General features: G+C 72.0%; 21 protein-coding genes and 1 riboswitch. Of the genes, 16 read left to right on the plus strand and 5 right to left on the minus strand.

Annotated elements, in window-relative coordinates:
• Positions 1–47: 47 nt before the first annotated feature.
• The 6 genes from AMK22_RS13165 (at position 48) to AMK22_RS39150 (ending at position 8,756) form a co-directional block, all read left to right on the plus strand.
• Positions 48–3,482: a lantibiotic dehydratase gene (locus AMK22_RS13165; RefSeq protein WP_073784621.1), complete on the plus strand. Its 3,435-nt coding sequence runs from the start codon at positions 48–50 to the stop codon at positions 3,480–3,482.
• On the plus strand, positions 3,479–4,903 hold the full coding sequence (locus tag AMK22_RS13170) for a lanthionine synthetase C family protein (RefSeq protein WP_079186126.1): 1,425 nt from the start codon (positions 3,479–3,481) through the stop codon (positions 4,901–4,903). Before AMK22_RS13165 ends, AMK22_RS13170 begins: the two co-directional genes overlap by 4 nt.
• Positions 4,900–5,898, plus strand: coding sequence for an ABC transporter ATP-binding protein (locus AMK22_RS13175; RefSeq protein WP_073784623.1), 999 nt, complete (start codon positions 4,900–4,902; stop codon positions 5,896–5,898). The genes AMK22_RS13170 and AMK22_RS13175 overlap by 4 nt, the downstream gene beginning before the upstream one ends.
• Complete coding sequence (locus AMK22_RS13180) at positions 5,895–6,716, plus strand: ABC transporter permease (RefSeq protein WP_073784625.1); 822 nt, start codon at positions 5,895–5,897, stop codon at positions 6,714–6,716. Before AMK22_RS13175 ends, AMK22_RS13180 begins: the two co-directional genes overlap by 4 nt.
• The gene (locus tag AMK22_RS13185) at positions 6,713–8,182 is read left to right on the plus strand and encodes a DUF6895 family protein (protein ID WP_073784627.1); all 1,470 of its coding nucleotides are present in this window, start codon (positions 6,713–6,715) and stop codon (positions 8,180–8,182) included. The genes AMK22_RS13180 and AMK22_RS13185 overlap by 4 nt, the downstream gene beginning before the upstream one ends.
• A 280-nt stretch (positions 8,183–8,462) precedes the next feature.
• Positions 8,463–8,756 carry a hypothetical protein gene (locus tag AMK22_RS39150; RefSeq protein WP_143203557.1) on the plus strand — a complete coding sequence of 98 codons (294 nt, stop codon included), beginning with the start codon at positions 8,463–8,465 and terminating at the stop codon, positions 8,754–8,756.
• A gap of 220 nt (positions 8,757–8,976) precedes the next feature.
• Here the strand turns inward: AMK22_RS39150 and AMK22_RS13195 are convergent, their stop codons facing one another.
• Positions 8,977–9,984, minus strand: coding sequence for a DsbA family protein (locus AMK22_RS13195; RefSeq protein WP_073784631.1), 1,008 nt, complete (start codon positions 9,982–9,984; stop codon positions 8,977–8,979).
• A gap of 195 nt (positions 9,985–10,179) precedes the next feature.
• Here AMK22_RS13195 and AMK22_RS13200 point away from each other — a divergent pair, with 195 nt between their 5' ends.
• Both AMK22_RS13200 and AMK22_RS39500 read left to right on the plus strand, forming a co-directional pair.
• Positions 10,180–10,794, plus strand: a complete 615-nt coding sequence (locus tag AMK22_RS13200) for a TetR/AcrR family transcriptional regulator (RefSeq protein ID WP_073784633.1) — start codon at positions 10,180–10,182, stop codon at positions 10,792–10,794.
• Between the two features lie 193 nt (positions 10,795–10,987).
• A complete protein-coding gene (locus tag AMK22_RS39500; RefSeq protein WP_158072047.1) occupies positions 10,988–11,149 on the plus strand; it encodes a hypothetical protein in 162 nt (53 codons plus the stop codon).
• An 81-nt stretch (positions 11,150–11,230) separates the two neighbouring features.
• On the opposite strand, the gene AMK22_RS13205 is transcribed toward AMK22_RS39500, so the two are convergent.
• The 4 genes from AMK22_RS13205 to gcvT all read right to left on the minus strand — a co-directional run bounded on the left by AMK22_RS13205 (position 11,231) and on the right by gcvT (position 15,707).
• Positions 11,231–12,613, minus strand: coding sequence for an L-serine ammonia-lyase (locus AMK22_RS13205; protein WP_073784635.1), 1,383 nt, complete (start codon positions 12,611–12,613; stop codon positions 11,231–11,233).
• A 178-nt stretch (positions 12,614–12,791) separates the two neighbouring features.
• On the minus strand, positions 12,792–14,051 hold the full coding sequence (gene glyA, locus AMK22_RS13210; RefSeq protein ID WP_073784637.1) for a serine hydroxymethyltransferase: 1,260 nt from the start codon (positions 14,049–14,051) through the stop codon (positions 12,792–12,794).
• Positions 14,052–14,070: 19 nt separating this feature from the next.
• Positions 14,071–14,448, minus strand: coding sequence for a glycine cleavage system protein GcvH (gene gcvH / locus AMK22_RS13215; protein WP_073784639.1), 378 nt, complete (start codon positions 14,446–14,448; stop codon positions 14,071–14,073).
• Positions 14,449–14,582: 134 nt separating this feature from the next.
• Positions 14,583–15,707: a glycine cleavage system aminomethyltransferase GcvT gene (gcvT, locus tag AMK22_RS13220; protein WP_073784641.1), complete on the minus strand. Its 1,125-nt coding sequence runs from the start codon at positions 15,705–15,707 to the stop codon at positions 14,583–14,585.
• Positions 15,708–15,851: 144 nt separating this feature from the next.
• Positions 15,852–15,949, minus strand: a riboswitch (glycine riboswitch).
• A 154-nt stretch (positions 15,950–16,103) separates the two neighbouring features.
• Between gcvT and AMK22_RS13225 the strand changes: the two genes are divergently transcribed.
• The 8 genes from AMK22_RS13225 to AMK22_RS13260 all read left to right on the plus strand — a co-directional run bounded on the left by AMK22_RS13225 (position 16,104) and on the right by AMK22_RS13260 (position 25,737).
• Positions 16,104–16,793 (plus strand): AAA family ATPase, encoded by a 690-nt coding sequence (locus AMK22_RS13225; protein ID WP_073784643.1) that lies wholly within the window; start codon positions 16,104–16,106, stop codon positions 16,791–16,793.
• Positions 16,794–17,039: 246 nt separating this feature from the next.
• Positions 17,040–17,810, plus strand: coding sequence for an enhanced serine sensitivity protein SseB (locus tag AMK22_RS13230; RefSeq protein WP_073784645.1), 771 nt, complete (start codon positions 17,040–17,042; stop codon positions 17,808–17,810).
• Between the two features lie 243 nt (positions 17,811–18,053).
• Positions 18,054–18,827, plus strand: a complete 774-nt coding sequence (locus AMK22_RS13235; protein ID WP_073784647.1) for an enhanced serine sensitivity protein SseB C-terminal domain-containing protein — start codon at positions 18,054–18,056, stop codon at positions 18,825–18,827.
• A 449-nt stretch (positions 18,828–19,276) separates the two neighbouring features.
• On the plus strand, positions 19,277–20,281 hold the full coding sequence (locus AMK22_RS13240; RefSeq protein WP_073784649.1) for an ABC transporter permease: 1,005 nt from the start codon (positions 19,277–19,279) through the stop codon (positions 20,279–20,281).
• 95 nt (positions 20,282–20,376) lie between these two features.
• Complete coding sequence (locus AMK22_RS13245; protein ID WP_073784651.1) at positions 20,377–22,149, plus strand: ABC transporter substrate-binding protein; 1,773 nt, start codon at positions 20,377–20,379, stop codon at positions 22,147–22,149.
• A gap of 167 nt (positions 22,150–22,316) precedes the next feature.
• Entirely contained in the window at positions 22,317–23,318 is a 1,002-nt protein-coding gene (locus tag AMK22_RS13250; RefSeq protein WP_073784653.1) for an ABC transporter permease, read from the plus strand.
• A complete protein-coding gene (locus tag AMK22_RS13255) occupies positions 23,315–24,412 on the plus strand; it encodes an ABC transporter ATP-binding protein (RefSeq protein WP_073784655.1) in 1,098 nt (365 codons plus the stop codon). The genes AMK22_RS13250 and AMK22_RS13255 overlap by 4 nt, the downstream gene beginning before the upstream one ends.
• Positions 24,409–25,737: an ABC transporter ATP-binding protein gene (locus AMK22_RS13260; RefSeq protein ID WP_338014160.1), complete on the plus strand. Its 1,329-nt coding sequence runs from the start codon at positions 24,409–24,411 to the stop codon at positions 25,735–25,737. The genes AMK22_RS13255 and AMK22_RS13260 overlap by 4 nt, the downstream gene beginning before the upstream one ends.
• The last annotated feature ends 14 nt before the right edge of the window (positions 25,738–25,751 follow it).

Genomic DNA, 25,751 nt, shown 5'->3' on the forward strand with positions numbered 1-25,751 from the left:
TCGGTGCGACGCCCGGGACGCGGTCCGAGAACGAGCCCCGGACGTCGGTGCGGGCATCGACGAGGACGTCGGCCAGGGCGTCGCCCGCGGCACCGTTCGAGGCGAAGGACGTCTTCCTGTACCGCGCGCCGCTGGCGCCGCCGACGCCTCCGTCCGGGGCGCGGACCGAGGCTCGGAGCGGCCTGCGGGCACCCACCGGGGGAGACCCCCGGTCCCTCGATGCCTGTGCCCGGCTCCTCGCCTCGGCCGCCGTGGACACCGTTCTCGGCGAGGCGCTCGATCTCGCCTCGCCCAGCCTCGGCGCCCTGGTGCGTCGCGTCTGCGAGCACGGCCCCGACGGCATCAGGCCCGGGCAGCTGCGCCGGGCCGCGCTCGCCGTGCTCCGCTACGACATCAGGATGCGGACCCGGCCCACTCCGTTCGGCCTGTTCGCGGGCGTGGCCCGCGGCCGGTTCGACACCACCGCCGAGTCCGGAAGCGGCACGGCCCACCGCACCCGCACCCATGCCGACATGCAGTGGCTCACCAGGATCGGCCACCGACTGGAACGCGATCCCGCCGTGCTGTCCACGCTCACCGTCCAGGCGCACCAGGCCCTCGTCGCGCGCGGGGACCGCCTCGTTCTGACCGCCCCCTCCACGCAGGGCGTGCCCCCGGGCGAGGGTGGCGAGGGCCGTTCCACCGTGTCCGTGCGCAGGACCGCGGTCGTCGAACGGGTCGTGACCGAGGCCATGACCCCCCTGCCGTACGGGGAACTGCTCCGGCGCACCACCGACGCGTTCCCCGGGGCGTCCCCGGAACGAGTGCGCGGTCTGCTCGCCGAACTGGTGCGGCAGGAGATCCTCCTGACCGGACTGCGCCCGCCACTGGACGGCGGCGACCCGCTGCACCACGTCATCGGACTGCTCGCCGGGGTCGCCGAACCGTCCGGGGAGACCCTTCGGACGCGTGACGCGCTGCTGGCCGTGGAGGAGCTGAGGAAGGCGTACGACGCCCGGACCGTCGGCGCCGGACGGGAGGAGCTGGGCAGGCTGCTGAGCACCGCGCGGTCGGTGGAGCCCGACGACACACCCCTGCACGTCGACACCCGCCTCGACGTCGATGTGCGGCTGCCGTACGCGGTGCGCGACGAGATCGAGACCGCCGCCGGGGTGATGTGGCGGCTGTCCCGCCCCAAGCTCGGCCTCCTCGCGCTGCGCGACCACCACCGCCGCTTCCTCGACGTCTACGGGGCCGACCGCGTGGTGCCCGTCCTGGAACTCCTCGACCCGTCGACCGGACTCGGCGCCCCCGAGGGCTACGGCTGGCCCAACAGCGAGGCGGCGCCCGTACCGCCGGAGGCGTACGAGGGGCCGCGTACCGCCCGCAGGAACCGCGCCGTGGCCCGGCTCGTGGCCGTCGCGCAGCGGACCGGACGGCGCGAAGTGGTCCTCGACGACGCGGATCTCGACGAGCTGTGCCACGACGCGGCCGACCCCGCGGACGTGCCCAACTCCTGCGAGGTGACGGTGCAGGTCGTCGCCTCCTCGGCGGCGGCGCTGGACGCGGGGGACTTCCTGGTCTTCCTCTCGCCCTCGCCCGGATCGCACCGGGCCGGTTCCACCTTCGCCCGGTTCGCCGACCAGCACCCCTCCTGGGAGGCCGAGTTCGCGGCGCTGCACCGCGACAACCCGGTGCACGTCCAGGGCGCCGTCGCCGTCGACCTCGCCTTCCGGCCGCGCTCGGGCCGGGCCGCCAACCTGGCCCACACCGTCCCGGCCACCGGGCGTCGCATCGGTGTGGGCCTGCCCGACGCGCCCGGCACGGAGGAACTGCGCCTGGCCGACATCGGCGTCGGCGCCACCCTCGACCGGCTGACCGCCGTGCACATGCCCACCGGCCGCGAGATCGTGCCCGTGCTCGGCAACATGGTCAGTGCCCCCGCCCAGGCCCCGAACGCCGTCCGCCTGCTGTGGGAGATCGGGCTGGAGGGGCAGCGGCTCTGGGAGCCCTGGAACTGGGGCCCGTTCGCCGACGCGCCGTTCGTCCCCCGGGTGCGGCACGGGCGGTTCGTGCTGGCCTCTGCGGTCTGGCGGCCGGACGGGATCCGGGCGCGGGCCCGTGACCTGCGGACGAGGGACGACGGAGAACGCACCGCCGACTGGGCGCGTGCCGTGGCCGGCTGGCGGGCCGACTGGGACGTGCCGAGCCGGATCCTCGCGGTCACCGCCGACCAGCGGCTGCTGCTCGACCTCGACGACGTCTGGCATCGGGAACTGCTGCTCGACCAGTTGGTGCGCCATTCGGACCTCATCGCCCAGGAGGTCCCCGGGGAGCACGAGGACTGGTTGGACAGTCCGCTCGCCGGGCACGTCGTCGAACTCGTCGTCCCGATGACCCGCCGGGCCGCCGGTCGCCCCCTGTGCCGCCCGTACGCCGGAAGCCGCGACCCCGTGCGGAGCGGTCGCGCCGAGAGCCGCGCGCCGGGCGCACCGCCCTCGCCCGCCGCGAGCGCCCCGCGCACCCCGGATTCTCCTTGTACTCCGCACACCCCGCCCCGCGCCCCGGGCCCGTCCCACCCCTCGTACGCCCTCCGCACCTCGTACGCGCCCCGTACTCTGCGCACGGTCCACGGACTCGGTGGCGAATGGCTCTACCTCAAGCTGCGCGGATCGGCCCGCGCCCACGACGATCTGCTGCGCGAGTACGTGCCCGCACTGGTCGAGCTGGCCGGGCGGCACGGAGCCGACCGCTGGTTCTTCGTCCGGTACACCGACGACCACGGCCACCACCTGCGGCTGCGGCTGCACGGCTCATGTCCCGAGGCCCTGTGGGGCAAGGCCGTCCCGGCGCTCGGCGCGCTGCTGCGGACCTGGCAGCGGGACGGGGTGGTGCGCGGCCACAGCCTCGACCAGTACGACCCGGAGACCGAGCGCTACGGCGGCCCCGCCGCCAGGCGCCCGGCCGAGGACGTGTTCCGGTACGACAGCGAGGCCGCCGTCGCGCTGCTGCGCGTGGCCAAGGACCCCACGAACGGCTACGACGTCGACGATCTCGCCGTCCTCTCCTGCGCCGCGCTGGCCCACGCGTTCGGGACGCCCGTGCCCGGCGGCCCGAAGACAGCCGAGGGGTACGGCGACGACGCCGCCGCGACCTGGCTCTCCATGACCGGTTCGCGCCGCGACCTTCCCGGGGCCTTCCGCGCCCGGAGCGCGCGCTGGCGTGAACTCGTCGACCCCTACGACGGCTGGCCCTCCCTCGCGCGCGACCCGGCCGGCGCCCGTGTCCTCGACGCGCTGCGCCCGCGCGACCGGGCGGTGGGACGGCTCGCCGCGTGCGTGCGGGCGGCGGGGGAGACGCCCGAGGGACGGGTCGTCGGAAGTCTGCTGCACATGGTGTGCAACCGCCTGTTCGGCGGCTCCGGCGCCCGCGAAACGACCGTGCTCGGCATCGCCCGCGGCGCCGTCCAGGATCACGCCAACCGCCGGAGGCACCAGCAGTGAGCTCCACCAGCACCCGCCCCGACCCACCCTCCCGCGCCGCTTCGGGCCCGGCCCGCGCCGTCCCAGGAGACCCCCCGGCCCCCGACGTCGACGCGGTCGTCGGTCTCGTCGCCGAGCGGCTCGCCGACCCGGAACACGTCGCGGCGGTCGCCTCGCGGGACGACAACCGCGACCCCGTCTACGACGCCGTCATGTGGGGGCCGCTGACGCTCGCCAACGGACTGCCGGGCACCGCCCTCCTCCACGGCGAACTGGCCCGTACCGACGAAGCCCGGCGACAGGTCGCCCACCGTCACCTCGTGGCCGCCGGGCGCGCCATGGCGACCGCGCCGAGCCGGGGCCTGTTCTCGGGACCGGCAGCGCTGCTCGCCGCCGCGCAGACCTGCGCGGGGCCCGAGGGCCACTACCGCTCGCTGCGGCGGGGGCTCGCCGCCTGGGTGGCCGAGGACCAGACCGAACGGCTGCGGGTCTTCCGTGCCCGCGCGCGGGAGAGCGGACCCGGTGTCGACTGGGCCGCGTACGACCTGATCAACGGGGTGTCGGGGACGACCAGACTGCTCCTGGACGCGGTCGCCGACCCGGCCGAGAACGGCTCCACCGTCGAAGCGGCGCTCGCCGCGTCCCTGCGCCACCTCGTCGACCTCACCGCGCCGGTCCGTGCCGACGGCCACCGGGTCCCCGGCTGGTGGGTGCCCGCCGGCCTCCAGATCAGCGCCCGGGACCGCGAGACGTACCCGCGCGGGGACTTCAACCTCGGCATGGCGCACGGCATCGCCGGACCGCTCGCCGTGCTCAGCACCGCGTACGAAGCCGGACACGGTTCCCCGGAGCTGTGCGACGCCGTCCGGCGCGTCGCCGACTGGTTGCTGGGCTGGACGCTGAGCGACGACTCCGGTCCGTACTGGCCCGCCCGCGCGGGCTGGGACGAGGAGATCGCGCGGCACCGCCCGCGACAGCTGTTCACCCGCACGGCATGGTGCTACGGCACCCCCGGCGTCGCCGCCGCGCTGTTCCGGGCCGGGACCGCCCTGGACCGGCCCGACTGGCGCACCGCCGCCGTCGACGCGCTGCGGGCCGCGCTGCGCCGCGAGCAGTCGCGGTGGGCGATCGAGGGGCCCACCGTCTGCCACGGATACGCGGGCCTGCTGCGTGTCGTGGCCCGGATCGCCGAGGCGACCGGCGACCCCGACCTGTGTGCCGGGCATCGGCGTCTGGCCGGCAAGGTGCTGGAACTCGTCGACGAGAGCGCGCCGTTCGCGTTCCGCCACCTCATGCGCTTCCCGGCCGCCGCCCGTTCGCCCGTACCCCACCGCGCCGTCGACACCGCGGGCATGCTGGAGGGTGCGGCGGGCGTCGCCCTCGCGCTGCTGCCCGTCGGCGACGGGCCGCTGCCGTGGGACCGCACGTTGGGGCTGGCATGACCGCCCGGCCGCCGACGACTCAGTACGAGGCCGCGACACCGGCCTTCGAGATCAGCGATCTCGTCGTACGCCACGGCAGGGTGACCGCCGTGCACGGGGTGTCGATCAGCTCGCCGCCGGGCCGTGTCACCGCCCTGCTCGGCCCCAACGGAGCGGGGAAGTCGAGCCTGTTGGGAGTCGTGTCGACGGCCGCCCGGCCCGACGCGGGCACGGTCCGCGTCTTCGGCCACGACGTCCGCGACTCACCGACGGCCGCGCGGCGCCGCCTCGGGTTCGTCTTCCAGGAACGCACCCTGGACAAGGAGCTCTCCGTCGAACGGAACCTGTGGTTCCATGCCCGGCTGTACGGCATGAAACGGGCCGACGCCCGGGCCCGGATCAGCCTGCTGCTGGACCTGTTCGGCCTCGCCCACCGCCGCCGACAGCCGGTCGAGGAGCTCTCCGGCGGACTGGCCAGACGCGTCGAGATCGCTCGTGCGCTGCTGCACCGGCCCGGGCTGATCGTCCTGGACGAGCCCACCAACGGCCTCGATCCCACCGCCCGCGCCACCGTCTGGTCCGATCTGCTGCGCCTGCGCGACGAGTTGGGGGTCACCGTCCTGTACGCGACGCACTACATGGACGAGGCGGAGTACGCCGACGAGATCGTCATCCTGCGCCGCGGCCGGGTCGTGCGGCAGGGCAGCGTCGACCGGCTCAAGGGCGGCCTGGAGTCGTCCCGCCTCGTGGTCGGCTGCGCGGACGACGAGGCCGCCGCCCAGCAGTTGCGCGCGGCCGGTTTCGAGCCGCTGATCGAACCCGGCGGGGTCGCGGTGCACTGCCCCGATCCCGAGGCCCGGATCGCGGAGGTGGTGCGGGCGCTGGACGTCCCGGTTCTGGCGGTCTCCGTGCACCACCCGTCCATGAACGACGTCTACCTGGCGGTGGCCGGGGAGGACGCGGCGGCCGGGCCGGGCGAGGCGCCCCGGCGTCCGGAGGAGGCGGTCACGCCATGACCGCGACGAACGCCCCCGCTCCCGCCCCGGCGTGCGCCCCGCCCGGCCCCGCGGACGACGACGGCCGGCTGCGGGTGGCGCTGCGCGCCGTCGGTGTCATCGCCCACCGTGATCTGCTGCGGCAGGCCAAACGGCCGGGTGTGCTGATCAGTCAGGGCGCCCAGATCCTCTTCTTCGTCCTGGTCTACGCCGTCGGCTTCGACGGAATGATCGGTTCGGTCGGTGACGTACCGTTCAGCGCCTACGTCTTCCCCGGCATCATCGCCATCCAGGTGGTGTCGATCGGCGTCGCCTCCGGACAGACGTACGCCTGGGACCGCGAGTACGGGGTGCTGCGCGAACTCCTCGTCGCACCCGTGCCCCCGGTCTGCCTGCCGTTGGGGAAGGTCGTCGCCGGGGCGGGGACGGTGACGGCGCAGAGCACGGTGATGCTCGCCTTCGCCCCGCTGATGGGCGTGGACCTGACGGCGGGCCGGTTCACCGCCGCGCTCGGCTGCTACGCGCTGGCCGCCACCGTGTTCAGCGTCATCGGCCTCTGTCTGGCCACCGTCATCACCCGCGTGCAGACGCTCCAGGCCACCGTCCAACTCGCCATGTTCCCCATGCTGTTCCTCTCCGGTTCGGTCTTCAGCCCGCAGGACGTCCCGGCCTGGCTCGGCTGGATCATGCACATCAACCCCATGACGTACGCCGTCGACCTGGCCCGGCAGACCCTGCTCGGCGGCGGGGGTCTGCTGCCGCGCTGGGCGGACCTGGGCGCGCTCGCCGCGATCCTGGCCGTCGCCATGACGGTGCTGCGGCTGCGGAGCGGGCGGTGAACGGCGCGGCCGACGAGGCGTACTGGCCCGCGCTCCCCGCACACGCCGGGCGCGTGGGCGAGGTGTTCCTGGCCGAGGAGGAGGCGGCCCGTCAGGTGCTGGCGGGAGCGCTGGAATGGATCGAGGCGCGGCTGGACTGGTTCGCTCCGGGGCGCTGGGAGGAGTTCCTGCCCCGCCGCCCCTTCCGGCCCGGTCCGCTCCTCGAACTGCTCGGACTGGTACGGGTGCTGGGCCGCTCGGGCATCGTTCCCGTCACCGCGCCCCTGCCCTCCCGGGCCCTCGACCTGGCGGAGGAGACCATCCACGAGCCGGAGTTCGGGCGCGGTCTGCGACGCGGCGACGCGTTCTTCCCGTACCACCTCAACCTGACCGCGCTCCTGGAACTCCTCGGCCGCCCGCAGCCCACGCTGCGCGCGTCCTGCCAGGCGCTGCTCACGGCGGACGCGGGCGGCCACTGCCGACCGTACAAGCCGGTCCTCTCCAGGATCGAGCTGCGCTATTTCGTCGACCGCGGCGGTTTCACGGCCCCCGGTCCGCTGCCCGGCCTCGGCCCGCTCTACCGCCAGAGCATCGCCGCCAGGGGAGCGGACGTCCTTCAGCTGACGGGCGACGAGACCTACGCGCTCACCCATGTCCTCCTTTACGCGACGGACTTCGGCCACCACAACCGCCTGCCCTGCCGGGGCGAGTCGGTGGCGCGGGTGCGCGAGATCGTACGGGTGCTGCTCGGCGTCCACCTGGCCCGGGGGAGCCTGGACCTCCTGGCGGAACTGCTGCTGTGCGAGGCGGCGCTGGACGCGTGCCGGGAGGACGGGCACGTTCCCCGACTCGGTCGGGGCACGGATCCGGGCATGGGCCCGGCCGCGAAACCAGGGCCGGACCTCGTTCCTGTTCCTGGTGCGAGTACCGGACCGGGCTCGGGCCTGTGGCGCCGGGCCGGTTGGAACGCGCTGGCTGCCGCCCAGCGCCCGGACGGCGCCGTGCCCGGTCCGGTGCACCGCCCCGAGGTCCTGGCCGGGCTGGCGGGGGACAAGGCCGCCGCGTATCTCTTCGGTACCTGCTACCACACCACGCTCGCCGCGGCCCTCGCCGCCGCGCGAAAGCCGCGCACGGTGCCGTGGCCCTCGGACCCCGTGGCCCTCACAGAGCCCGTGGGCCTCTCGGACCCCTCAGACCTTGCGGGTCTCACGGAACCCACCGGACTCCCGCTGCCCCGCGCGCACCCCGAGGAGATCCGGCGGTGGCTGCGGACGGAGACCGAAGCGGCCCGGGACGCGCCGCCCGCCGCACGGGCGGAACCGGCAGCGTGCCTCGGCCCCCTGCTCGCCCTCGCCGTCCGGGCCCACGACCCGGCCGTCCTGACGGACGTCCTGCGCGCCGCCGAACGCCTCGGCCACGGCGACGACCCCCTGGCCCGCTCGGCGGCGGCCCTCCTCGCGGCCTGGGGGACGGCGCCGGTCCCGTGACCGGTGACCGGGCAGCGGGAGAGGGGGAGGGGGAGGGGGAAGGAGAGGGGACGTGAGGCCGACGCCGCTGAGGACCGCCCTGCCGGGACCGGAACGCCCGCGGTCCGAACGGCCTGCCGGGCCCGGTCGCGACCGGCGGGCGAGAGGGGCCCATGCGACGCGTTCTGCCGTACGCGGCAGTACCGTCCCGCTGCCGTCGGACCGAGGACTGGGCGGAGCCCTCCGCTCCGTCGCGGACGGCTGCCGGGGCGCGTCGGCCGTCGGCGTCCGGGCGGTGGCGATGAGCAGGACGACCACGGTCGTCTCGACGACTGCGAGCACCGGCAGCGCGGTGGGGCCCACCCCGGAGAGCAGGAGACCGCCGAGGACGCCGCCGACCGACGTACCGATGTACGTGGCACTGGTGTTGAGGGCCATGACCTCGTCGCTGGACGGACCGGCCTGGCCGAGCAGCCACACCGCGAGCGGCGGGTTGAGCCCGGCCTCGCCGCGCAGCGCGCCCACCTCGACGATCACCACGGTGCCCGGCTCCGGTGCTGCTTCGGCCGGTGCCTGCGCAGTGGGCCGGGCGTAACTGGTCACCGAGCGGGCGCCCGTCGTTTCCCGGCATGCGGAGCGTGCCTTGGCGGTCGATCTCACTGTCAGTGAGAGGGGCAGGTGTGAACGGGGCAGGGGAAAGGGCGGAAGGGGAGGAATCCGGGGAGTTCGGTACGTCGGGTTACATGAAGTCTTCCTCTGGGGATCGGAGGTGGGGAGGCGCCGGGAGAGGGTCGACGGCGCGGCGGGCGCGACGGTCACGGGACCGCGCCGGCGAGGCGGTCGACGGCGGTGCGGTACTGGGGGGCGGTGCCGAGCGCGCAGGCGAGACGGTAGGCGCGCAGCGCCGCACCGTCCTGGCCGAGCCGCTCGAAGGTGCGGCCGAGCAGGAAGTGTGCGAAGTCGTCCGTCGGCTGGGCGTCCAGGAAGACTTCCAACTCTCTTTTCGCGGATTCGAGTTGGGCGGAAGCGAAGTAGGCGCGGGCGGCGAGCAGCCGGACGTCCGCCGGGACCTGTCGGTCGTTCAGCAGGGGGCGGAGGGTGTCGGCGGCGCTGAGCGGGTCGCCGACGTCGAGCATGGCGCGGGCGAGGCGGTAGCGCCGTACGCCCTCGTCTCCCTCGGCGTCCGCCGCCTCGGCTGCGGCGCCGAAGTGGTCCAGGAGTGCCCGCACCGACTGGGCGCCGGCCAGCGCCCGGCCCCGGACGACGAAGGTGGGGGCGGTACGTACGCCCGAGACCACGCCCTCGGTGAGCGCGCTGCGCACCGCGCCGGTGAGTCGTCCGCCGGCCAGGAAGTCGGCGGCACCGCTCACTCCGGCGCGCTCGGCGACCGCGGCGAGCACCGAGCGGTCGCCCAGGTCCTCGCCCGCCCCGAAGTGCGCGCGAAAGAGCTGCTCCGACAGTTGCCACTGGAGATCAGGGCCCCCCTGTTCCAGAGCGAGGGACAGCAGGCGGTGCGCCTGGAAGGTGTTCGGGGACCAGGCGGGCCGCCAGGTGAAGTCCGGCCCGTGGTCCCGGGCGATCTCGGTGAGGCAGCCCGAGGTCGTCTCCGGAGTGTGCTGGACGGACGCCTCGATCGAGGCCGGCTGTTCGGCAGTGAGCGGCCGGCTCTCCAGGGGGGCGGCCGGGGCGAGCTGGAAGGGGCGCAGTACCACGGTGAGCGGCTCCCCGCCCTGCTCCTGCCACCGGCGTACAGCGCGGTCGAGGCGCCGCTTGCCCAGGTAGCACCACGGGCACACCACGTCCGACCAGACTTCGACAATCACCGCTGCCTCCTTCTCAGTCTCTCCCGAGGCTCGAATCGAGCAGATCGTGCCTGCCCGACAGGCGAGAACCGTCGCAAGATGCTAGACACTAGTCCAATAATGTGCAGCTGTCTAATAATGGACATTCGTCTAGGATGTATGGTCACGGTGGCGACGCGGAGACCATGACGGTGGAACAGGCGAGAGGGAGGGTTCGTGGGGGCGAAGCAGGCCGGTACCCGGGCAGTTGATCCTCGGGTGCGCCGCAGTGAGCAGGCACTGCAGAACGCGGTCCTCGACCTGGTGGGGGAGCGCGATCTGGAGTCGATCACGATCGCCGACATCACCCAGCGGGCCGGAATCGGCAGAGCCACCTTCTACCTGCACTACAAGGACCGGGACGACGCCTTGCTCGCCGCGGTGGACGAGTCCGTCTCCGAGGCCGCGCACCGTGCCGCCCAGTGCTGTCCCACACACTTCACGGACGATGTGGTGGGCACTCCGGAGCCGCTGGTCGGCTTCTTCGCGTACTTCCACGAGAACATCCGGCTCTACCGCGTGCTGTTCGGCCCGGACGGCAGCGCCCGGCTGGCCTACCGCGTCCGGACCGCGGTGACCGAACAGATCACGAAGGAACTCGTCGATCTCGACGTCCCCTCTCCCTCGGGCAAGGGGCGCCTCGTCGTGGCGCCGGCCGCGCGCGCGGCGTTCCTGTCCGGCGCGCTCCTCGGTGCCGTCGCGGCCTGGCTGGAGGAGGACACGCCGCGCCCGGCCCAGGAGGTGGCGGACGAGGTGTGGGTCCTGCTGACGACGGTCACCGCCACCGGGTGAGCCGCCGGCCGTTACGGGACCAGCACAGCCTTCCCGTACAGTTCGCCCCGCACCATGGCCCGGAATCCCTCCCGGGCCCCGGCCAGGAGCAGCACTCGGTCGACGAAGGATTTGGGACCGCCCCGCGCACACAAGGTGGCCGCGCCGGCCGCGCCTGCGTCCCCGGCGTGCAGCCCACCACGGTGAGCCGCCGGTGGAAGAGCCGGGCGAGATCGGTCGCCGCGAGGGAGCCGCTGGTGGCGCCCGCGAGCACGAGCCGGCCGCCAGTCCGCAACAGGGCGCCGATCACACCGATGTGCAGATCGAGGCGCTGCCCGAGATGGCCGACTGGCTGGAGAAGCGACCAGCCGGGTGACCGCCCGCCGACGGCCGGGCGGTGACGAGGAAGGCCCTGACAGCGCTGAGAGAGGCGAACGCGCTGATCAGGGCCCGCCCCTCAGCACTCGATGATGTTCACCGCCAGCCCGCCCCGGGCCGTCTCCTTGTACTTCACGCTCATGTCCGCGCCGGTCTCCTTCATGGTCTTGATGACCTTGTCCAGGGAGACCTTGTGGCTGCCGTCGCCGCGCAGCGCCATCTTCGCCGCCGTGACGGCCTTGACCGCGGCCATGCCGTTGCGTTCGATGCACGGGATCTGGACGAGGCCGCCGACCGGGTCGCAGGTCAGGCCGAGATTGTGCTCCATGCCGATCTCGGCGGCGTTCTCGACCTGCTCGGGGGTGCCGCCGAGGACCTCGGCGAGGGCGCCCGCGGCCATGGAGCAGGCGGAGCCGACCTCGCCCTGGCAGCCGACCTCGGCGCCGGAGATGGAGGCGTTCTCCTTGAACAGCATGCCGATGGCCCCGGCGGCCAGCAGGAAGCGGACGACGCCGTCCTCCTTCTCCGCCTCGGTGGCGCCGCCGGCCGCGAAGTTCATGTAGTAGTGCAGCACGGCCGGGATGATCCCGGCGGCGCCGTTGGTGGGCGCGGTGACGACCCGGCCGCCCGCGGCGTTCTCCTCGTTGACCGCCATCGCGTAGAGGGTGATCCACTCCATCGCGTGGGCCTGCGGGTCGCCCTCGGCGCGCAGCTGGCGGGCGGTGGTCGCGGCGCGGCGGCGGACCTTGAGGCCGCCGGGCAGGATGCCCTCGCGGGACATGCCGCGCGCGACGCACGCCCGCATGACGTGCCAGATGTCGAGCAGACCCGAGCGGATCTCGTCCTCGGTGCGCCACGCCTTCTCGTTCTCCAGCATCAGCGAGGAGATGGACAGGCCGGTCTCACGGGAGAGCCGCAGCAGTTCGTCCCCGGTGCGGAAGGGGTGCTTCAGCACGGTGTCGTCGAGGACGATCCGGTCCGCGCCGACCGCGTCCTCGTCCACGACGAAGCCGCCGCCGACCGAGTAGTACGTCTTCTCCAGCAGCGTCGCGCCGTCGCGGTCGAAGGCGAGGATCGTCATGCCGTTGGCGTGGTAGGGGAGGGCCTTGCGGCGGTGCAGGACCAGCTGCTCGTCGGCGTCGAAGTCGATCTCGTGCATGCCGAGCAGATTGATCCGGCCGGTGGCGCGGATGTGCTCGACCCGCTCGTCGGCACTCTCCACGTCGACGGTGCGGGGCGACTCGCCCTCCAGGCCGAGCAGGACGGCCTTGGGGGTGCCGTGGCCGTGGCCGGTCGCGCCGAGGGAGCCGTACAGCTCAGCGCGTACCGAGGCGGTGTGGGCGATCAGCCCCTCGTTCTTCAGCCGACGCGCGAACATACGGGCGGCACGCATCGGGCCGACCGTATGGGAGCTGGACGGGCCGATGCCGATCGAGAACAGGTCGAAGACCGAGATGGCCACGGGTACTCCTCAGGGTTGGTAGACACCGTTGTCTGCCGGGTGGTGCGTACGGGCCGGTCGGCCCGGAGAGCAGGGGACAAGGGATGGGGCACCGCGCTCACTGTCCCAGTGTGCGCGGTGCCCCCCCCGAGAGCCGCGGACCGTGTTCCGGACTGTTCCGGTACGGCCCGAGCCCGGCCTACGACAGGCCGGGGTACAGCGGGAACTTCTCGGCCAGCGCGACGACACGGGCCTTCAGGGCGTCGGCGTCGTACGACGGCTTCAGCGCCGCGGCGATGATCTCCGCCACCTCGGTGAAGTCCTCGGCGCCGAAACCGCGGGTGGCCAGGGCGGGCGTGCCGATCCGCAGACCCGAGGTGACCATCGGCGGCCGCGGGTCGTTCGGGACGGCGTTCCGGTTGACGGTGATGCCGATCTCGTGCAGCCGGTCCTCGGCCTGCTGGCCGTCCAGCTCGGATTCGCGCAGGTCGACGAGGACCAGGTGGACGTCCGTGCCGCCGGACAGCACGGAGACACCGGCCTCGGTGACGTCCGGCTGGACCAGGCGCTCGGCGAGGATGCGGGCGCCCTCCAGCGTGCGCTGCTGGCGCTCCTTGAACTCCTCGGTCGCCGCGACCTTGAACGAGACCGCCTTGGCCGCGATCACGTGCTCCAGCGGACCGCCCTGCTGACCCGGGAAGACGGCCGAGTTGATCTTCTTGGCCAGCTCCTGCGTCGACAGGATGACGCCACCGCGCGGACCGCCGAGGGTCTTGTGCGTGGTGGTCGTGACGACATGGGCGTGCGGCACCGGGTTGGGGTGCAGGCCCGCCGCCACCAGCCCGGCGAAGTGCGCCATGTCGACCATCAGGTACGCGCCGACCTCGTCCGCGATCCGGCGGAAGGCGGGGAAGTCCAGCTGACGGGGGTAGGCGGACCAGCCGGCGACGATCAGCTTCGGCTTGGACTCCTTGGCCAGGCGCTCGACCTCGACCATGTCCACGAGGCCGTCTTCGCCCACGTGGTACGGGACCACGTTGTAGAGCTTGCCGGAGAAGTTGATCTTCATGCCGTGGGTCAGGTGACCGCCGTGGGCCAGGTTCAGACCCATGATCGTGTCGCCCGGCTTCAGCAGCGCGAACATCGCGGCGGCGTTGGCCTGCGCTCCCGAGTGCGGCTGGACGTTCGCGGCCTCGGCGCCGAACAGGGCCTTGATCCGGTCGATGGCGATCTGCTCGACGACGTCGACGTGCTCGCAGCCGCCGTAGTAGCGGCGGCCCGGGTAGCCCTCGGCGTACTTGTTGGTGAGGACGGAGCCCTGGGCCTCCATCACCGCGACCGGAGCGAAGTTCTCCGACGCGATCATCTCGAGGGTGGACTGCTGGCGGCGGAGCTCGGCGTCGACGGCGGCGGCGACGTCCGGGTCCAGCTCGTGGAGGGAGGAGTTGAGAAGCGACATCAAGTGGTCCCTTGGGGTCTCAGTTGCCGGAGAACTCGGTGTACTCGTCGGCGGAGAGCAGGTCCTTCGGCTCCTCCGCGACACGTACCTTGAACAGCCAGCCGCCTTCGAAGGGAGCGGAGTTCACCAGCGAGGGGTCGTCCACGACGTCCTGGTTCGCGGCGGTGATCTCGCCGGTCACCGGCGAGTACAGGTCGCTCACCGACTTGGTCGACTCCAGCTCGCCGCAGGTCTCGCCCGCGGTCACCGTGTCGCCGACCGCGGGGAGCTGCGCGTAGACGACGTCACCGAGCGCGTTGGCGGCGAACTCGGTGATGCCGACCGTGGCGACACCGTCCTCGGCGGTCGACAGCCACTCGTGTTCCTTGCTGTAACGCAGCTGCTGGGGGTTGCTCATGACCTGAATTCTCCTGTACGCGGGGGAGTGCTGATGAACGGTGGTCTTACGGTATGAGACGCGATTGCGTCACTTTCGGGGCGCTCGGGTGCCGGACGCGGCGCCGACACCTCTTCCGGCGCCCCGGCCGGGCGTCACTTCCGGCGCTTGTAGAACGGCAGCGCCACGACCTCGTACGGTTCGTGGTTGCCCCGGATGTCCACCCCGACGCCCTCGGTGCCGGGCGTGGCGTACGCGTCGTCCACGTACGCGATGGCGATCGGCTTGCCGAGGGTGGGCGACGGGGCGCCCGAGGTCACCTCGCCGACGACCTCGCCGCCGACGACCACGGAGTAGCCGGCCCGCGGTACCCGGCGGCCCGCGGCGACCAGCCCGACGAGCTTGCGGGGCGGGGTGGTCTCGGCGCGCTCGGCGGCGGCCTCCAGGGCCTCGCGGCCGACGAAGTCGCCCTCCTTCTCGAACTTCACGACCCGGCCGAGACCGGCGTCGAACGGGGTCAGCGCGGTGGTCAGCTCATGGCCGTAGAGCGGCATGCCCGCCTCCAGGCGCAGCGTGTCGCGGCAGGAGAGCCCGCAGGGGACCAGGCCGTGCGGGGCGCCCGCCTCGGTGAGGGCCTTCCACAGCCCCTCGGCGTGCTGGGGCGCGACGAACAGTTCGAAGCCGTCCTCGCCGGTGTAGCCGGTACGGGCGATCAGCGCGGGGACACCGGCGACCGTGCCCGGCAGCCCGGCGTAGTACTTCAGACCGTCCAGGTCGGCGTCGGTGACCGAGGAAAGGACGGCGACGGAGGCGGGGCCCTGGACGGCGAGCAGCGCGTACGCGTCGCGGTCGTCGCGCACCTCGGTGTCGAAGCCGCCGGCCCGGGCGGTGAGCGCGTCCAGCACGATCTGGGCGTTGCCCGCGTTGGCGACGACCAGATACTCGGGGGCCGCGGCCTCTCCCAGCCGGTAGACGATCAGGTCGTCGAGGATGCCGCCGTCCTCGGCGCAGATCATCGTGTAGCGGGCGCGGCCGACGGCGACGGTTCCGATGTTGCCGACCAGCGCGAAGTTCAGGAAGTCCGCGGCCTCGGGGCCGGTGACGGTGATCTCGCCCATGTGCGACAGGTCGAAGAGACCGGCCGCGGTACGGACCGCGTTGTGCTCGTCGCGCTCGCTGGCGTACCGCAGCGGCATGTCCCAGCCCGCGAAGTCGGTCATGGTCGCGCCCAGCGAACGGTGCAGGGCATCGAGGGCTGTACGGCGGGGTGCGGTGGTCATGGTGTGGCTCCCGGGGCATGACGGCGAGGACAATCCCTCCCCATCTGTCATCGGAACCTGAGAGGTTCGCCGAAAGCCCCCGAAGGGTCCGGTTCGGCTTGCACCTTGGGTGGAGCCGCCGGGCGGCCCGCTTTTCAGATCTGCCTCATCCACGCGGTACGGGGCCTGAGAGATTCAAGGGAGGAACTTGCTCCTTCGGCGCCCGGCCCATGCGTTGACCGGAACTCTCCCGCGCGGATTCAAACGGCCGTTATGCAGTTGGCCGGGCCATCATCGCACGCATCGCGCCGGAGTGGGGCCCCGGTCCCCGGGGCAGTTCAACGGCGTGGACGGTTGTGCCGCATTACCATTTCTTTACACTTCGGCCATGGGCGGACATCCGACAGGGGGAGGGCGATGACGTTACGGCGGTACGCGACGACCGCGGGGGCCGCGCACGGCGCGATGCCCGCGCAGGCCGGAGCCCCGGCCGGGGAGGTGCTCGGCCGTTCCGCACCGCTCGTGCGCGACCTGCGGCGGCGCGGCGGGCACGCTCCGCGCGGCCTGCGGTTCGCGGCGGGCGACGTGGTGGTGGTCTCCGGGCTGCCCGGCAGCGGCAAATCCACCCTCATCCGGCGGACGGCCACGGTCCGCACCATCGATTCGCAGGACACCCGGGACCGCTGGGCGCGGATGATGCCGCGCCTGCTCCCGTACGCCCTCTACCGCCCCCTCGTCCGCCTCGCCCACTACGCGGGGCTGCGGCGGGCGCTGCGCTCCGGCGAGTCCGTCGTCGTGCACGACTGCGGAACGCAGACCTGGGTACGCCGCTGGCTGGCCCGTGACGCGCGGCGCCGGGGCCGCGGCCTCCACCTGCTCCTGCTCGACGTCACGCCGCGGACCGCGCGGGAGGGGCAGCGGGAACGCGGCCGGGGCGTCTCCGGCTACGCGTTCGCCCGGCACCGCAGGGCGGTCGGCCGGCTGCTCCGGGACACCGAGACGGGGCTGCTGCCGTTTGGCTGCGCCTCGGCCGTGCTCCTGGACCGGGAGGCGGCGGGGCTGCTGGACCGCATCACGTTCACGGGGGCGCGGCTCGGGCCCGGGTAGCCGATCACGTTCACGGGGGCGCGGCTCGGGGCCGGACGGCCGCGGGGACGGGCGTCGACGACCCGGGGCGGGGAGTGGCCGGGCTGCGACTTCGCCCGCCGCGTGGTCGTCGCTCGTCGACGCCGCGCAGCCCCTCCGCCTCGCGGTCGAAGCACGAGGACGCTCCCTGATCCACCCCGCTCGCCCCCAGGTCGTAACCTTCTGCCGGAAGGCTCGGGCAGGAGCTCGGGAAAAGAAGGGGAAGCAGTGGACATTCCGGCGCAGGTCCAGTCCCATCCGCAGAGCGGATGGCCGGCCAACGAGCTCGAAGAGGTGCTGATGGCCTCGGTGGGAGCGGCGGAGGCCGGCGGGCGTCTCGTCGAGGTGCTCGGGCGCAGCCACGTATGGGTGCCGCTCCCCAACGGCGGCGGCCCCGACTCCCCGGACCTCGACCTGCCGACGCTGGAGATCGACGGAGCCGCGTTCGTCCCCGTCTTCAGCTCCGAACAGCAGTTCCTCAGCTGTGTCGGTGACCGGATGTCCTACACCGTCGCCCCCGCCGTCGAATTCGCCCGCGGCCTGCCCCCGCAGCTCGGCATGGCCGTGAACCCCGGCGGCGCGGTCGGGATGCCGCTGCCGCCGCCCGCCGTGGCCGAGCTCTGCCGCACCGGACGCACCCCGCTGGACGGACCGGCCACCGGGGGCCGGGTCCGGCTGTACGAACCGGACTGGCAGGAGGAACCCGTCGACTTCCTCTCCGCCGCCGCCGGGGAGTTCGAGGAGAGCGGCGTCGTGCTCACCGCCCGCCGCACGCTGGCCAGCATCGAGGGCGACGACCCCGTCCTCTTCATCGGTGTGGAGTTCGTTGCCTGGGACGAGGCCGCGCGCGATGCCCCGATGGCCGCGCTGGGCCGCGCGCTCGGCCGCGTGGCGGTGCCCTGGCCCGTCAACCTGGTTCTGCTCGACGTGGCGCAGGACCCGGTCGGGGACTGGATGCGGGAGCGGATCCGTCCGTTCTACCAGCGCGCGCAGCGGTAGGCCCGGCCGTCGAGGCGTCGCCCGGCTCGCACACACGTGGGGCGGCGAACGCCAGTGCGAGGCGCGCGGTGGGCGGAGCGCCCACCGCGCACACCGCGGACCACCCTCCGGGGCCGAGGCGTCAAGTCGGTGTCAGGACCGGCACCTAAGCTGGTTTCATGGCGGGTGTCGCGGCATCATGCCGCGCCCGTGTGCCCGGGGAGCGGCGGGCCGGCACAGTGGATCGAAGAGGGGCGGGACCAGTTGAGTGCGTCAGGCACCGCGGCGGCCGGGCAGGTCGAGCACATGCTGCGCCAAGTGACGCCCGGGCGCTACGACGCGTACGAGGCGCTGCTCCAGGCCCTCGCGCACGACCGGATCTGGATGCTTCTCTGGAACGGCCGGGCGGGTTCTCCCGACGCCCAGTACGGAAACATGGAGATCGACGGTCTCGGCTACGCCCCCTGCGTGACCTCCGCCCAGGAGCTCTCGGCCAGCGGCTGGACCCGGGCCCATGAAGTGGTCACCGGCCTCGACATCGCCCGCGCCCTGTTCCCCGACCGCTGGGGCATCTGGCTCAACCCGCACGCCCCGGGCGGCGGCGTCGGCATCCCCTGGCTGGATCTGCGCCGGATCGCCACCGGCCTCGACCGGATGCCCGCCGGTCCGCTCCGGCTCACCGAGCCGGCCATCGAGATCCCGCAGTTCTACGCCCTGCTCGCGCAGAACGCCCACCGCACCCCCGCGATCCGCTCGCTGCGCCGCGCCTGGGTGCAGCCCGCGCTCGGCACGGCGTACCTCGCCATCGGCCTCGACCTGTACGACACGAGCCGGCCCTCCGTCGACGCGGTGCGCGCGATGATGCGGCAGTCGGTCGCCGCGGTCCCGGAGGGGCTGCCCGTCTCCACCGTCGCGATGTCCGACGAGTACGACCCGGTGGCGATGTGGCTGCGCGCCAACTCCCGCCCGTTCTACGACCGCGAGGCCCACGCCCCGGCGCCCGGCTACGGCTACCCGCCGGGCGCGGGCGCGTACTGACACCGCTTCCCGAGGGCGCGTGCGCCGTGGCGCGTGAGGTGCGCGGAAGCCGTCCCGCGCCCCGCGACGCGTCCACCCCTCCCTCGCATCCGGCACACGGTCGTTCGACCAGGATGTCCCGGAACATGCCGCTCATGCCCTTCATGTCGCACATCTGCGTTCAGGAACCGTCTGGTGGCGAAAGCGAAGAGTATGCGAGTCATCGCCACGTTGAACATCAACTGACCTGTGTTCGACGGGCGTTCACGTGCGTCCGGATAACGGATCGCGTCGGCCCGCATCACGGTTAGGCATCCATTCGCCTGTCGGTATGGCTACCGCGCGCGGCTGCGATGAAGACTCCCGCAGCAAGGGCGTCTTGCCGCCTCCGCGTACGACTTGACTGATCCGTGCCGCCACAGCGGCCAGTTCGGCCCGGCCACCGCCGGTTGAGAGGGGTCCTTGCCACGATGACGGCACCACTGCACGAGCCGACCACGGAGACGGATCCGAACGCGACCGGTGGGCCCGCGGCCGGCTCCGGGGCGAAGAAGGTCGAGGGACGTTCCCTCAAGCAGATCGCCTGGAACCGCCTCAAGCAGGACAAGGTTGCTCTGACGGGTGGCATCGTTGTCCTCCTCCTGATCGCGGTGGCGGTCTTCGCGCCGCTGATCGTCTCCCTGCTGGGGCACCCGCCGAACGACTTCCACCAGGACAAGCTCGACCCGCTGACCAACCTGCCCACCGGCTCCCTCGGCGGTATCAGCAGCGACTTCCTCTTCGGGGTCGAGCCCAACAAGGGACGGGACGTCTTCAGCCGGATCGTCTACGGCGCCCGCATCTCGCTGCTCGTGGCCTTCCTGGCGGCCCTGGTCGCCGTGGCCCTCGGCACGCTCTTCGGCATCGTCGCCGGCTACTTCGGCGGCTGGATCGACGCCGTGATCAGCCGGGTGATGGACGTGCTGCTCTCCTTCCCGCAGCTGCTCTTCATCATCTCCCTGGTCTCCGTCCTCCCCGACGACCTGCTCGGTCTCACCGGCAGCGGGGTGCGCATCGCCGTACTCGTCGCCGTCATCGGCTTCTTCGGCTGGCCGTACGTGGGACGCATCGTCCGCGGACAGACGCTCTCGCTGCGCGAACGCGAGTACGTGGAGGCCGCGCGGAGCCTCGGCGGCGGGCGCGGGCACATCCTCTTCCGTGAGCTGCTGCCGAACCTGGTGGCGCCGATCACCGTCTACGCGACGCTCATGATCCCCACCAACATCCTCACCGAAGCGGCCCTCAGCTTCCTCGGTGCCGGTGTCCGCCCGCCCACGGCCTCCTGGGGCGGCATGCTGCGCGACGCCCTGGAGACGTACGAGCACGACCCGATGTTCATGGTCTTTCCCGGCGTGACGATCTTCATCACCGTACTGGCCTTCAACCTCTTCGGGGACGGGCTGCGCGACGCCCTGGACCCCAAGGGGACCCGATGACCCACGACTTGCCCCTGCCGCACCGTCAGGTGGCTTCTCCCATGGTTCTCCGGCATGCAACGGCCTGGGACCGCGATCTCGGAGGTTGCGAGAAAATGTCCACGGTTTCCACGAAACGACGGCTCACCGCTGGTGCGGCGCTCGTGGTCGCGGCGCTGATGACCACCACGGCGTGCGGCGGCGGCGACGGCGGCGGCGACGGTGGCAGCGCGAAGGGCGCGGGCTTCAACGCGGCGTTCAACAAGGTCGCCAACCCGTCCACCAAAAAGGGCGGGACGCTGAAGATGGTCGGCAAGCAGGACCTGGACTCGGCCGACCCGCAGCGTGCCTACTACGGCATGGCCTGGGACTTCATGCGCTTCTACACCCGCCAGCTGGTCACGTACGACACCAAGCCGGGTGTCGCCTCGACCAAGCTGGTCGGTGACCTCGCCACCGGCCCCGCCGAGATCACGGACGGCGGCAAGACCTACACGTACAAGCTGCGTGAGGGCGTGACCTGGGAGGACGGCTCCAAGCTGACGTCCAAGGACGTCAAGTACGGCATCGAGCGCATCTGGGCGACGGACACCATCACCGGTGGTCCGCAGTACCTGAAGCAGGCGCTGGACCCGAAGGGCGAGTACAAGGGCCCGTACAAGGACTCGTCGCCGGACAAGCTCGGCCTGAAGGCGATCGAGACGCCCGACGACAACACCATCATCTTCAAACTGCCCAAGCCCAACGGTGACTTCGAGCAGTTCCTGGCCATGCCGTCCGGCACGCCCGTGAAGGCGTCCCAGGACACCAAGGCCAAGTACACCCAGCGCCCGTTCTCCTCCGGCCCGTACAAGTTCGAGTCGTACAAGCCGAACAAGAGCATCGTGCTCGTCCGCAACGACAAGTGGCAGAAGTCGTCGGACCCGGTGCGCGCCGCGCTCCCCGACAAGATCACCGTGACGATCTCCGCCAACCTGGAGGAGAACGACAAGAAGCTGATGGACGGCGACTACGACGTCGACCTCAACGGCACCGGCATGACCCAGTCCGGCCGCGTCACCGCCATCCAGAAGCACAAGGACAGCGTCGACAACATGCAGACGTCGTTCGTCCGCTACGTCGCCCTGGTCCACACCGCGAAGCCGCTCGACGACGTCCACTGCCGCAAGGCCGTCTTCTACGCCACGGACTTCGCCGCCCTCCAGCAGGTCCGCGGCGGCGAGATCGCCGGTGGCGCGATCGCCAACAGTGCCCTCCCGGCGTCCATCAAGGGCCACAGCGACTACGACCCGTACGGCGTCCTCGCCCGCAAGGGCAAGCCGGACCTGGCCAAGGCCAAGGACGAGCTGAAGCAGTGCGGCCAGCCGAGCGGCTTCCCCACCAAGCTCACCGCCCGCAACAACAACCCGGGCGAGGTCGACACGGCCGAGGCGCTCCAGGCGCAGCTCGCCAAGGTCGGCATCAAGGTCGCGGTCGACCCGATCAACGGTGCCGAGGCGGCCAGCATCAGCGGTTCGCCGTCGGTGGTGAAGCAGCGCGGCTACGGCATGACCATGAGCGGCTGGGGCCCGGACTTCCCGTCCGGCCAGGGCTTCGGCCAGCCGCTGTGGGACAGCCGCTTCCTCTCGGAGACCGGCAACTACAACGAGTCGCAGCTCAAGGACCCGCAGGTCGACAAGCTCTTCGACCAGGCGATCGCGGAGACCGACGCGGACAAGGCCGGTGAGATCTACGGCCAGATCGACAAGCGGATCCTCGACCAGGCCGACTGGATGCCCTTCATCTACGAGAAGAACATCACCTGGCGCGGCAACCGACTGACGAACGTCTACATGTCCGACGCCTACAACGGCCGTTACGACTACGTCTCGCTCGGCGTCGTCAAGTAGTCGCTGACGGCAGCGGCAACAGCAGCCGCTGCCGGCAACAGCAACAGCGGCCGACCCCGTCGGCCGCCCCACCGCCGCCGAAACCCGCCAGTCCGAAGGGCAGGTGATGGCCGGGGCGGTGGCCGGGAACCCCACGAGGGATCCCGGCCACCGCCGGGCCGCGCACAGTGCTTGCTTATCTCATCCGGCGCCTGTTCGCCGTAGTCATCATGGTGCTCGTCGTACTGCTCGCGACCTTCACCATCTTCTTCATGCTGCCCAAGTGGGCGGGTCAGGACGTCGCAGTCCTCTTCGCCGGCAAGGCCACCGGTGCCGAGCAGCTCGCGGGCATCCGGATCAAACTGGGGCTCGACGAGCCCCTCCTCGTCCAGTTCTGGGACTTCGTCAAGGGCATCCCGATGGGGCGCGACTACGCGAACGGTGACGACGTCACCCACTGCGCCGCCCCCTGCTTCGGGTACTCCTTCCGCACCGAGGTACCGGTCTGGGACACCCTCAAGGACGCCCTGCCCGTCACCGGCGCGCTCGCCGCGGGCGCCTGCGTCCTGTGGCTCCTCGGCGGCGTCGCCACCGGTGTCGTGTCCGCGCTCAAGCGCGGCACCATCTGGGACCGGGCCGCGATGACCACCGCCCTCGGCGGCGTCTCCCTGCCGATCTTCTTCACCGGCATGGTCGCGATGGGCCTGTTCGTGCACACCCTCGGGTGGGTGCACATCGCCGACAACCTCTCCACGGACGACGGCATCGGTGCCTGGTTCCAGACCCTGATCCTGCCGTGGATCGTGCTCGCGTTCCTGAACGCCGCGATGTACGCCCGGCTCACCCGGGCCACCATGCTCGACGTGCTGGGCGAGGACTACATCCGCACCGCCCGTGCAAAGGGCCTGGGCGAGGGCACCGTGATCACCCGGCACGCCCTGCGCTCGGCGATGACGCCGATCCTCACCGTCTTCGGCCTCGACATCGGCGTGCTCCTCGGTGGCGCGGTCCTCACCGAGTCCACGTTCAACCTGCCCGGTCTGGGTCTCGCGGCCGTCCAGGCCATCAGCGACAAGGACCTCCCGGTGATCCTCGGCGTCACCCTGTTCGCGGCGCTCGCCATCGCCGTCGCCAACCTCGTCGTCGACATCATGTACGCCGTCATCGACCCGCGAGTGAGGCTGGGATGACCGAACTGCACAAGAGCGGTGCCGCGCTGGGCGAACCCGTCGCGGACTCGCCCGCCCCCACCGCCTTCCTGGACGTGCGCGACCTGAAGGTGCACTTCCCGACCGACGACGGTCTCGTCAAGTCCGTGGACGGGCTCAGCTTCACCCTGGAGAAGGGCAAGACCCTCGGCATCGTGGGCGAGTCCGGCTCCGGCAAGTCCGTCACCTCGCTCGGGATCATGGGCCTGCACACCGCCGGCCAGTACGGCAAGCGCAAGGCCCGGCTGTCGGGGGAGATCTGGCTGGACGGCAAGGAACTGCTGTCCGCCGACCCCGACGAGGTCCGCAGGCTGCGCGGTCGCGACATGGCCATGATCTTCCAGGACCCGCTGTCGGCGCTGCACCCGTACTACACGATCGGCAAGCAGATCGTGGAGGCGTACCGGGTCCATCACGACGTGGACAAGAAGACCGCCCGCAGGCGCGCGATCGAGATGCTCGACCGGGTCGGCATCCCGCAGCCCGACAAGCGTGTGGACAGCTACCCGCACGAGTTCTCCGGCGGGATGCGTCAGCGCGCGATGATCGCGATGTCGCTGGTCAACAACCCCGAGCTGCTGATCGCCGACGAGCCGACGACCGCGCTGGACGTGACCGTCCAGGCGCAGATCCTCGACCTGATCCGTGATCTGCAGAAGGAGTTCGGCTCCGCGGTCATCGTCATCACCCACGACCTGGGCGTGGTGGCCGAGCTCGCCGACGACATCCTCGTGATGTACGGCGGGCGCTGCGTCGAGCGCGGACCGGCCGAGAAGGTGTTCTACGAACCCCGGCACCCCTACACCTGGGGGCTCCTGGGCTCGATGCCGCGCCTGGACCGCGACCAGACCGACCGGCTCATCCCGGTCAAGGGCTCCCCGCCGTCGCTCATCAACATCCCGTCGGGCTGCGCCTTCAACCCGCGCTGCCCGTACGCGGACGTGCCCGAGGGCGACGTGACCCGCACCGTACGGCCCGAGCTGCGCGAGGTCGGCGGTCGGCACTGGGCGGCCTGCCACATGTCGCAGGAACAGCGGGAGCGGATCTGGACCGAAGAGATTGCGCCCAAGCTGTGAGCGAGGACAAGGCCGTGACGAGCGAGGACAAGGGCATGGCGAGCGGGGGCGAGGACGTGGCGAACGCGGGCAGGGACACGGAGGTGCCCGGGCGGCGGGCCGCCGGGAACGGGGCGAGTGCCGAGAAGGGCTCCGCCTCCCGCGAGGTGCTGCTGAGGACGACCGGCCTGCAGAAGCACTTCCCCATCAAGAAGGGGATGCTGCAGCGCACCGCCGGCGCCGTGAAGGCGGTCGACGGGATCGACTTCGAGGTGCACGCGGGCGAGACCCTGGGCGTCGTCGGGGAGTCGGGCTGCGGCAAGTCGACGATGGGCCGGCTGATCACCCGGCTGCTCGAACCCACCGCGGGGAAGATCGAGTTCGAGGGCCAGGACATCACGCACCTCGGCGTCGGCGCCATGCGCCCGATGCGCCGCGACATGCAGATGATCTTCCAGGACCCGTACTCGTCGCTGAACCCCCGGCACACCATCGGCACGATCGTGGGAGCACCCTTCAAGCTCCAGGGCGTGACGCCCGAGGGCGGTGTGAAGAAGGAGGTTCAGCGGCTGCTGGAGGTCGTGGGCCTCAACCCCGAGCACTACAACCGCTACCCGCACGAGTTCTCCGGCGGCCAGCGTCAGCGCATCGGGATCGCCCGCGCGCTCGCGCTCAAGCCCAAGCTCGTCGTGGCGGACGAGCCGGTGTCGGCGCTGGACGTCTCCATCCAGGCGCAGGTCGTGAACCTGCTCGACGACCTCCAGACCGAGCTGGGCCTGACGTACGTGATCATCGCCCATGACCTCTCGGTCGTCCGGCACGTCTCGGACCGGATCGCGGTGATGTACCTCGGCAAGATCGTGGAGCTGGCCGATCGCGACTCGCTCTACAAGGCGCCGATGCACCCGTACACCAAGGCGCTGCTGTCCGCGGTCCCGATCCCGGATCCGAGGCGCCGGTCGGCCAAGAGCGAGCGCATCCTGCTGAAGGGCGACGTGCCGTCGCCGATCTCGCCGCCCAGCGGATGCCGCTTCCACACCCGCTGCTGGAAGGCGACGGAGACCTGCCGGACGCAGGAACCGCCGCTGGTCGCGCTGAGGACCGGGCACCAGGTCGCCTGCCACCACCCGGAGAACGCGGCGGACCAGGTGCCGGGGGAGACGGTGACGGAGGCGGCGCGCGAGGCGATCGAGATCGTCTCGATCCAGAAGACGGAGGCCGACGACGGCGCGGCGGAGGAGCCGGCCGGGGGTTCCGGCGCGGAGGGTCCCGCCGAGGGGCCGTCGTCCGGTGCCGGCGCCGGGGGAACGTCGTCCGATACGCCGGAGGTCGGCCCCAAGGAGTAGTACCGGCACAATTG

Origin of the sequence: Streptomyces sp. CB01580, from assembly GCF_001905795.1 — a bacterium.
Taxonomy (GTDB): domain Bacteria; phylum Actinomycetota; class Actinomycetes; order Streptomycetales; family Streptomycetaceae; genus Streptomyces.

What these genes read in the sequence shown, in the direction of transcription:
- AMK22_RS13175 (WP_073784623.1), top strand. Translation starts at nt 4,900, where the DNA reads ATGACCGCCCGGCCGCCGACGACTCAGTACGAGGCCGCGACACCGGCC.
- AMK22_RS13180 (WP_073784625.1), top strand. Translation starts at nt 5,895, where the DNA reads ATGACCGCGACGAACGCCCCCGCTCCCGCCCCGGCGTGCGCCCCGCCC.
- AMK22_RS39150 (WP_143203557.1), top strand. Translation starts at nt 8,463, where the DNA reads ATGAGCAGGACGACCACGGTCGTCTCGACGACTGCGAGCACCGGCAGC.
- glyA (WP_073784637.1), bottom strand. Translation starts at nt 14,051, where the DNA reads ATGTCGCTTCTCAACTCCTCCCTCCACGAGCTGGACCCGGACGTCGCC.
- gcvH (WP_073784639.1), bottom strand. Translation starts at nt 14,448, where the DNA reads ATGAGCAACCCCCAGCAGCTGCGTTACAGCAAGGAACACGAGTGGCTG.
- gcvT (WP_073784641.1), bottom strand. Translation starts at nt 15,707, where the DNA reads ATGACCACCGCACCCCGCCGTACAGCCCTCGATGCCCTGCACCGTTCG.
- AMK22_RS13225 (WP_073784643.1), top strand. Translation starts at nt 16,104, where the DNA reads ATGACGTTACGGCGGTACGCGACGACCGCGGGGGCCGCGCACGGCGCG.
- AMK22_RS13240 (WP_073784649.1), top strand. Translation starts at nt 19,277, where the DNA reads ATGACGGCACCACTGCACGAGCCGACCACGGAGACGGATCCGAACGCG.
- AMK22_RS13245 (WP_073784651.1), top strand. Translation starts at nt 20,377, where the DNA reads ATGTCCACGGTTTCCACGAAACGACGGCTCACCGCTGGTGCGGCGCTC.
- AMK22_RS13255 (WP_073784655.1), top strand. Translation starts at nt 23,315, where the DNA reads ATGACCGAACTGCACAAGAGCGGTGCCGCGCTGGGCGAACCCGTCGCG.